General features: G+C 70.4%; 5 protein-coding genes. 4 read left to right on the plus strand and 1 reads right to left on the minus strand.

Annotated features, from left to right (window positions below; genetic code table 11):
* Window positions 1–43 precede the first annotated feature (43 nt).
* Entirely contained in the window at window positions 44–2,350 is a 2,307-nt protein-coding gene (locus JX283_RS07335) for a pyruvate formate lyase family protein (RefSeq protein WP_204829991.1), read from the plus strand.
* Window positions 2,351–2,400: 50 nt separating this feature from the next.
* Here the strand turns inward: JX283_RS07335 and JX283_RS07340 are convergent, their stop codons facing one another.
* Window positions 2,401–3,192, minus strand: a complete 792-nt coding sequence (locus JX283_RS07340; RefSeq protein ID WP_204407490.1) for a GntR family transcriptional regulator — start codon at window positions 3,190–3,192, stop codon at window positions 2,401–2,403.
* A gap of 165 nt (window positions 3,193–3,357) precedes the next feature.
* Between JX283_RS07340 and JX283_RS07345 the strand changes: the two genes are divergently transcribed.
* The 3 genes from JX283_RS07345 (at window position 3,358) to pheT (ending at window position 8,025) form a co-directional block, all read left to right on the plus strand.
* Complete coding sequence (locus JX283_RS07345; protein ID WP_204829993.1) at window positions 3,358–4,116, plus strand: DeoR/GlpR family DNA-binding transcription regulator; 759 nt, start codon at window positions 3,358–3,360, stop codon at window positions 4,114–4,116.
* A gap of 338 nt (window positions 4,117–4,454) precedes the next feature.
* On the plus strand, window positions 4,455–5,513 hold the full coding sequence (gene pheS / locus JX283_RS07350) for a phenylalanine--tRNA ligase subunit alpha (protein ID WP_255533482.1): 1,059 nt from the start codon (window positions 4,455–4,457) through the stop codon (window positions 5,511–5,513).
* 49 nt (window positions 5,514–5,562) lie between these two features.
* A complete protein-coding gene (gene pheT / locus JX283_RS07355; protein WP_204829992.1) occupies window positions 5,563–8,025 on the plus strand; it encodes a phenylalanine--tRNA ligase subunit beta in 2,463 nt (820 codons plus the stop codon).
* Window positions 8,026–8,253: the final 228 nt, after the last annotated feature.

The raw sequence follows: 8,253 nt of genomic DNA on the forward strand, positions 1-8,253 counted from the left end.
CCCGCGGCCCGTACCCCGCCCGCCGCTTCCGAGGAGGAGCACCATGGCCCGCACCGATGTCGAGGGCGCCCAGAACGTCGAGGTCTCGCGCCCCATCCCCTGCGAGAAGACCCCCGCCGAGCAGCTGGCGGTCATGGAGCGCTACACGGCCGTCCACCGCGACGCCACGAAGCGCGGCCTCTCGCGCCTCGAGCGCGAGGTCGCCTGCCTCGAGGTGATCTACCCGGTGCTCTTCCGCTCCATCGGCGACGACGACACCATCGCCGGCCGCCTTGACTTCCTGCCGCTGGGCTTCGGCTGCGTGACGTCGCTCGGCGGCGTGGGGCANTACTGCGTCTTCCACAAGCTCCGCGCCTTCAAGGAGCGGCTCGGGACCCCGGGGGAACGCGCCCGCGTGGACGCCCTGCTCGACTACTGGCGCGACCACGACGTCAAGGCCCTCTACTGCGACGAGGTGCTCGACGACGCCTGCGTGGGCCGNTTCATCGACTGCNGCTACCCCTTCATGGCCACGGCGCGCCTCTCGGGCATGATGCTCGACTACGGCAAGCTGCTGCGCCTGGGCGTGGACGGCATGGCCGACCTCGTGGCCTCGGGGGAGCGGGGAGACTTCCGCGACGCCTGCGGCCGCGCTCTCGACCTCTTCGGCGCCTGCATCGACCGCCAGGTGGAGCTCGTGGGGGAGGCCCTGGCCCGCTGCNGGAGTCGCGAGCAGGGCCNCGCCGCCGAGCTCCGCCTCATGGTCGACGACCTNCGCGNCGTGCNCCACGGGCCGCCCTGCACCTTCCACCAGGCGCTCCAGCTCTTCTGGCTCTACGCCCTCGTGTCGGGCTGCATCAACTACGGCCGCCTGGACGTCCTGCTCGGCGACTACCTCGAGGCCGACATCCGGTCCGGCCGCATCACCGAGGACGACGCCTACCGGTGGCTCCGCGGCCTCTGGACCATGATCGAGAACCGCCGCACCACCGTGAACGGTCGCATCGTCGTGGGCGGCTACGGCCGGCCCAACCNCGACGCGGCGGACCGTCTCTGCCGTATCGCCCTGCGCGTGTGCCGCGACTGCCGCTACGTGGAGCCCCAGTTCACCCTGCGCTTCTGCCGCGAGACCCCCGCCGACATCATGGACGCCGCCTACACCTGCATCGCCGAGGGCGCCACCTACCCCACGCTCTACAACGACGACGTCGAGGTGCCGGCCGTGGGGGCCGCCATGGGCGTGCCCCGCGCCGTGGCCGAGCAGTACGTGCCTTTCGGCTGCACGGAGTTCGTGATCCAGGGCAAGTCGGTGGGCACGCCCAACACCCTCGTCAACCTGCTCAAGATCCTGCAGATGAGCCTCCACGGCGGCGTGGACCCCCAGGACGGCGTGCAGAAGGCCGGCCCCGTGGCCGTGCGCCNCCTGGCGGAGCTCCGCACCTTCGAGGACGTCTGGGACAACTACACGGCCCTCCTCGACCACTACCTCGACCTCGCCGAGAGCTGTCAGACGGCCAGNTACCGGGTGATGAACCGCGAGGTGGGCTTCCTGTTCGCCTCCATGCTCACCGACGACTGCCTCGGCCGCGGCCGGGCCCTGCTCGACGGCGGCGTGGAGATCCTGGGCGGCACCTGCGAGACCTACGGCAACATCAACGCCTCCGACTCCCTCTGGGCCCTCAAGACCCTGGTGTTCGACGAGGGCCGCTACACGCTGGAGGAGGTTGTGGCCGCCTGCGACGCGGACTTCACGTCCGCCGACCCAGCCGAGGCCGCGCGCCTGGCCCGCATCCAGGCCGACCTCAAGGCCGCCGACNAGTACGGCAACGACCTCGAGGGGCCCGATGCCATGGCGGACCGCCTCTACGAGCACGTGGCCCGGGGCGTGCGCGACCGCGGGCGCGCCGCCGGCATGGGCTACCTGCTCATCGTCATCTCCAACAACCAGACCAACACCGACTGGGGCCTCCAGACCGCCGCGAGCCCCGACGGCCGCCCGGCCGGCCTCTACATGAACCCGGCCAACAACCCCCAGGCCGGGGCGGCGAGGAGCGGCCCCACGGCCATGCTCAAGTCGCTGGNCAGGTNCGACCCGGNGCTCCATGCGGGCTCCGTGCAGAACATCAAGCTCACGCCCCAGGCCTTCTCCAACCACCCGGGCAAGGTGCGCGCGCTGTTCGACACCTACTTCGCCCTCGGAGGCTGCCAGCTCATGGTCACCGTGGTGGACCGCGGCCAGCTCGAGGACGCCCAGCGCCGCCCCGAGCTCTACCCCGACCTGCTCGTGCGCGTGGCGGGCTACTCGGCGGTGNTCGTGGACCTGCCCCGCGAGGTGCAGGACGAGGTCATGAGCCGCATGCTGTGGGATTGACGGTGCGTGCCCGGGGGCGCCGGCGGCCGGCCGCGCCTGGGGCCTGTCGCCTAGGGCCTGTTGGGGAGGCGGTAGTCGTCCGGGGACCCCTTGCCCACGAGGTGCACGCCCAGGCGCGTGCTGTCGGCGGGCACGAAGGCCTCGGTGATGTCGAAGACCTCCCCCTCGGTGTCGCGCACGACCCGCACGATGCGGAAGGCCGCGCTGCGGTGCTGGCGCCCGAGCTTGGCGGCCACCTTCTTGGTGAGCAGCACCGCCTGGTAGTACTCGTCGGCGTCCCCCACCTCGACGCCCCAGCCCTCCTCGAGGACCCGGTAGAGCGACCCGGTGAGGTCGGCCTTCTCCAGGCCCTCGAAGCGCCAGCAGGGGATGTGCTCGATCTCGAGGGAGACGGCCAGGCCGTCGGCACGGCGCAGCCGCTCGATGCGGAAGATCGACGGGTGGTCCGTGGGGAGGTCGAGGGTCCGGGACGAGAAGCCCGCCGGGTAGGTGCGCTCGAAGGACAGGACCTCGGAGCGCGGCTTCATGCCCTCGGCCCTCACGGCGTCGGTGAAGTTGTAGACGCTGCCCAGCTGGCGACGCATGTATTGGGGGGACACGAAGGTGCCCACCCCCGACATGCGGTAGATCTCCCCGGAGGTGCGCAGGGTCTCGAGGGCCTGGCGGACGATGGAGCGCGGCAGGGAGAGGGCGTCGCACAGCTCGCGCTCGTCGGGCAGGGCATCACCCGGCCCCAGGATGCCGTCACATATGACCTTTGAAACGGCCGTGGCCAGCTGCATGTCGAGGGAGGGGCCACCGGTCTTGTCGATGTGGGCGGCGATGCGATCCAAGGTATCCATGACACAATTTTATCTGAAACGGCATCCCGTGTCAGTATTATTTCAATNAATGCCAGGNGCCGCCTCGCCCTGGCTTCCAGTTGGGCTTCGTTCGAAACCCTGATAACATAGAAACGTTTTCAGAAGAGCGTTCAAAACCGACGTTCACANCCCAAGGAGGAGCCCNTGGGAAAGCGCGACGCCCGCATCCTCGAGGTGCTCACGGAGCGCAAGCGCGTGGAGGTGGCCGAGCTCGCCCGGGAGCTCGGCGTGTCGTCGGTCACCATGCGCAAGGACCTCGACGAGCNCGAGGCCCGCGACGTCATCAAGCGAGAGCACGGCTACGCCCTGCTCGGCAGCCCCAACGACATCAACGGCCGCCTNGCCTACCACTACCAGACCAAGGGCGCCATCGCCCGGGCCGCGGCCNATCTCGTGGCGGACGGTGAGACGGTCATGGTGGAGTCGGGCTCGTGCTGCGCCCTGCTCGCCTTGGGGCTCGCCCAGGCGGCCCGCGGTGTCTCCGTCGTCACCAACTCCGCCTTCATCGCCAGCTACGTGCGTCGGGAGCCCGCGGCCAAGACCGTGCTGCTCGGCGGCGCCTACCAGAACGACTCCCAGGTGAACGTGGGGCCCATGGTGGCCCAGTGCGCCCAGAACTACTGCGTGGANCGCCTGTTCATAGGCGTGGACGGCTACGTGCCCGGCNNGGGCTTCACCAACAGCGANCNGATGCGCGCCCAGGCCGTCGTGGACATGGCGGCCCAGGCCGAGCGCGTCGTGGNGCTCACGGAGTCCGACAAGTTCTCCCGCCGCGGCGTGGTGCCCATGCACCTGGGCGACAAGGTGGACTGCGTGGTCACCGACGACGGCGTGGANGACGCCGTGGCGGCCGCCATCGAGGCCGCCGGCGTGGAGCTCGTGCGGGTGCCCCGCTCCGACTGACAGGCGCCGGCCACCTCCCTCCTGTGCTATCCTGCTGCGAAGGCGATGACGGAGAGGGTGCGGCCCCGCGTGTCGTGCGGACAGAGAAGGAGCCCCAGGTTGAGAGGCTCCCACGCGCGACGAGGCCCCACGTTCACTCCACCAGCCGCGACCTGAACGGCGCCGACGCGCCCGGTAGGGGAGCCGTCAGGCCCACGGCATGGGCCCAAACGAGTGGTCGCTCGGGAGAGAAAACTCAAGCGTCAATCAAGGTGGTACCGCGGATTCCGTCCGTCCTTGGCCCAGTCAGCCAGGGGCGGTTTTTGTTTGGGCCGGGGGACCGGCCGGGAGGGAGAGACATGTCGATGATCGACGAGCTCGACCGCATTGCGGCCGAGGCCCGGGAGAAGGTCGCCCAGGCGGTCGACCTCGAGGCGCTGGACGCCGTGCGCGTCGCCGTGACGGGCAAGAAGGGCAGCCTCACGGCGGTGCTCCGCTCCATGGGCACCGTGCCCCCCGAGGAGCGGCCCCTCGTGGGCAAGCGCGCCAACGAGGTGCGCCAGGAGGTCGAGGGCGCCCTCGCCGAGCGCCGCGAGCAGCTGGCGGCCGACGAGCTCGCCGCCCGCATCGAGGCCGACGCCGTGGACGTGACCCTGCCGGGGCGCCGTCCCCACGTGGGCACCGAGCACCTNATCAGNCAGATCGTCGACGAGGTCGAGGACATCTTCATCGCCCTCGGCTACACCGTGGCCTCGGGACCCTACGTGGAGACCGAGTACTACAACTTCACGTCGCTCAACGCCCCGGCCGACCATCCCAGCCGCTCGCCGCGCGACACCTTCTACGTGGAGGACCCCACGAACCCGTCCGCGGGTTCGCCGGTGTCCGACGTGCTGCTCCGCACCCAGACCTCCCCGGTGCAGATGCGCACCATGGAGGCCGAGGAGCCGCCCATCTACATGATCAGCCCGGGCCGCGTGTTCCGCCCGGACACGGCCGACGCCAACCACCTGCCGCAGTTCACCCAGATCGAGGGCCTGGTGGTGGACGAGGGCATCACCTTCGGCGACCTCAAGGGCACGCTCGACCACATGACCCGCGAGCTCTTCGGCCCCGACCGCGCCACCCGCTACCGCCCGCACTTCTTCCCGTTCACCGAGCCCAGCTGCGAGCTCGACGTCTCCTGCGGCGTCTGCGGCGGCAAGGGCTGCCGGTTCTGCAACCACACAGGCTGGATCGAGATCCTGGGTTGCGGCATGGTCGACCCCAACGTCTTCGGCTACGCGGGCATCGACCCGGAGCGCTACAGCGGCTTCGCCTTCGGCATGGGCGCCGAGCGCATCGCGGCCCTGCGCTACGACCTCCCCGACCTGCGCATGCTCATGACCGGCGACATGCGCTTCCTCCGGCAGTTCTGAGCCCCTGGACCCCTTATGCAATGAGCGAGCTGCGAGAAAGGCAGTATCCATGCGAGTTTCCTACGAGTGGCTGAAGACCATGGTCGACCTGCCCGACGATGTGTCGGACCTGGTCGCCGAGCTTGTCCGCACCGGCACCGAGGTCGAGGCGGTGGAGCCGGTGGGCGCGGACCTCGACCACGTGGTCACCGGCCGCATCCTGTCCTGCGAGCCGCACCCCGACTCCGACCACATGCACGTGACCATGGTGGACGTGGGCATGCGCAACGTCGACGGGAACGGCGACCCCGCGCCGTTGCAGATCGTGTGCGGCGCGCCCAACGTGGCGGCCGGCGAGCATGTNGTGGTGGCCATGGTGGGCGCCGTCCTGCCCGGCGACGTCAAGATCAAGAAGAGCAAGCTCCGCGGCGTGGAGTCGTGGGGCATGAACTGCTCGGCCCGCGAGCTCGGCCTCTCCGGCGACCACGAGGGCATCATGGTGCTGCCCGACGACGCCCCCGTGNGCGTGCCCGCCGGCGAGNACCTGGGCGTCTCCGACGTGGTACTCGACTGCGAGATCACGCCCAACCGCCCCGACTGCCTGTCCATGACGGGCTTCGCCGTGGAGGTGGGCGCCACCCTGGGCGAGGACACCCACATCGAGCNGCCCGCCGTTCGCCACGAGGCAGGCCCCGCCACCAAGGACTCCGTGTCGGTGGCCGTCGAGGACCCCGAGCGCTGCAGCCGCTACTGCGCCCGCGTGCTTCGCGGCGTCAAGGTGGGCCCGTCGCCCGAGTGGCTGGCCCGTCGCGTGACGGCCGCCGGCAGCCGCCCCATCAACAACGTGGTGGACGTCACCAACTACGTCATGTACCTCACCGGCCAGCCGCTCCACGCCTTCGACCTGGCCAAGGTCCCCGTGGTGGACGGCAGGCACGCCGTGGTGGTGCGCCCGGCCCGCGACGGCGAGCACATCGTGACCCTCGACGGCCAGGACCGCGAGCTCACGCCTGACATGACCGTGATCTCCGACGGCAACGGGGAGGCCATCGCGCTCGCCGGCGTCATGGGAGGGGGGAACTCCGAGGTGGAGGAGTCCACCTGCGACGTCCTCCTCGAGAGCGCGTGCTTCTCGCCCGGCCACACCAGCCGCACGAGCCGCGACCTCGGCCTCATGAGCGAGGCCTCCATCCGCTACGAGCGCAAGGTCGACGCCGCCGGCTGCGACGAGGCCGCCGCCATCGCGTGCGCGCTCTTCGAGGCCTGCTGCGGCGCCGAGGTGGCCCGCGGCGCCGTGGACGTGTACCCGGACCCCGTGAAGGCCGACACCGTCGCCCTGCGCCCGGCCCGCGTGCGCGAGCTCTGCGGCGCGGACATCCCCACCGACTTCATGGTGGAGAGCCTCGCCCGCCTGGGCTGCGTGGTGGTGCCGTCGCGCCTGGGCGCCTACCTGGACGTCGTGCCCCCCACCTCCCGCCCGGACCTCGAGCGCGAGATCGATTTCGTGGAGGAGGTGCTCCGCCTCTGGGGCATGGGCGAGGTCGAGCCCACCATCCCCGGCGCCGTCAACCACTCGGGCGGCCTCACCCGTCGCCAGCGCCTGGACAAGGCCGTGGGCGAGGCGCTCAGGGCCGGCGGCCTCTGCGAGACCCTCACCTACAACTTCGCCGAGTCGGGCGACCTCGAGCGCCTTGGTATGGCCGAGGACGGCCGCGGCCAGGCCGTGCGCATCCTCAACCCGCTGACGGCCGACCAGGGCGAGATGCGCCGCAGCATCGTGCCGGGGCTGCTGCGCTCCGTGGCCTACAACNTGGNCCACGGCGTGGACGACGTGATGCNCTACGAGCAGGGCCGCGTCTTCTTTGGCAGCCCCGACGCCGCCCNGCCCGCCGAGCCCCGCTATGTCTCCGCCGTGCTCTGCGGCGCCTGGGGCCCCGACACCTGGGACAGCAAGCCCCTGCCCCTNGNCTTCTTCGACGCCAAGGGNCTCGTGGAGGAGCTCTGCCGCCAGCTGAAGGTGGAGCGCCTGCGCTTCAAGGCCGCCAAGCCCGAGCGCTACCCCTGGCTGCAGCCCGGCCGCGCCGCCGAGGTACTCTGCGGCAAGCAGCGCATCGGCTGGCTGGGCAACGTGCACCCGAGCNCGCTGGCGCGGTTCGGCATCGAGCGCGACGTCGTGGCCTTCGAGCTCGACCAGGACGCTCTCCTCGACCACGCCCAGGACCAGCTGCCCTACCGCGACATCCCCACGCTGCCCGGCGTGGAGCAGGACCTGGCCATCGTGGTGGACGAGGACATGGACTACGAGACCTGTGTCCAGCGCATCCAGAGCGCCGGCGGCAGGCTCCTAGCCGATATCCGCCTGTTCGACGTCTACCGCGACCCCGTACGTGTGGGGCCGGGCAAGAAGTCCATGGCGTTCGCACTCACGTTCCGCGCCCCCGACCGCACGCTGACGGCCGCCGACGTGGAGNNGGCCATGGAGAAGCTCGTGAACAAGATCTCCAAGTCCCTGGGCGCCGAGGTGCGCAGCTAGAGCGGCGCGGCAAACGCTTATAGGCAAACGCTTCCGGGTTTTTCTGCGCCTGAAAGCGGCTGAGGGCACCCTCAGCCGCTTTCAGGCGCAGTTTTTGCCATGGCGGAGTGCAGGTAGAGGTCACCACCTCGGGTGCCGTGAACACGGATAGTACTTACAGGGTGCTCGACATGCTCGCCATCCAGGGCCTTGGTGTGCAGGTGAGCCTTGACGGTCTTGAGAAGCGCC

The sequence above is a fragment of the Olsenella sp. CU969 genome, from assembly GCF_905219715.1.
Lineage (GTDB): Bacteria > Actinomycetota > Coriobacteriia > Coriobacteriales > Atopobiaceae > Granulimonas > Granulimonas faecalis.

What these genes read in the sequence shown, in the direction of transcription:
- JX283_RS07340 (WP_204407490.1), bottom strand. Translation starts at nt 3,192, where the DNA reads ATGGATACCTTGGATCGCATCGCCGCCCACATCGACAAGACCGGTGGC.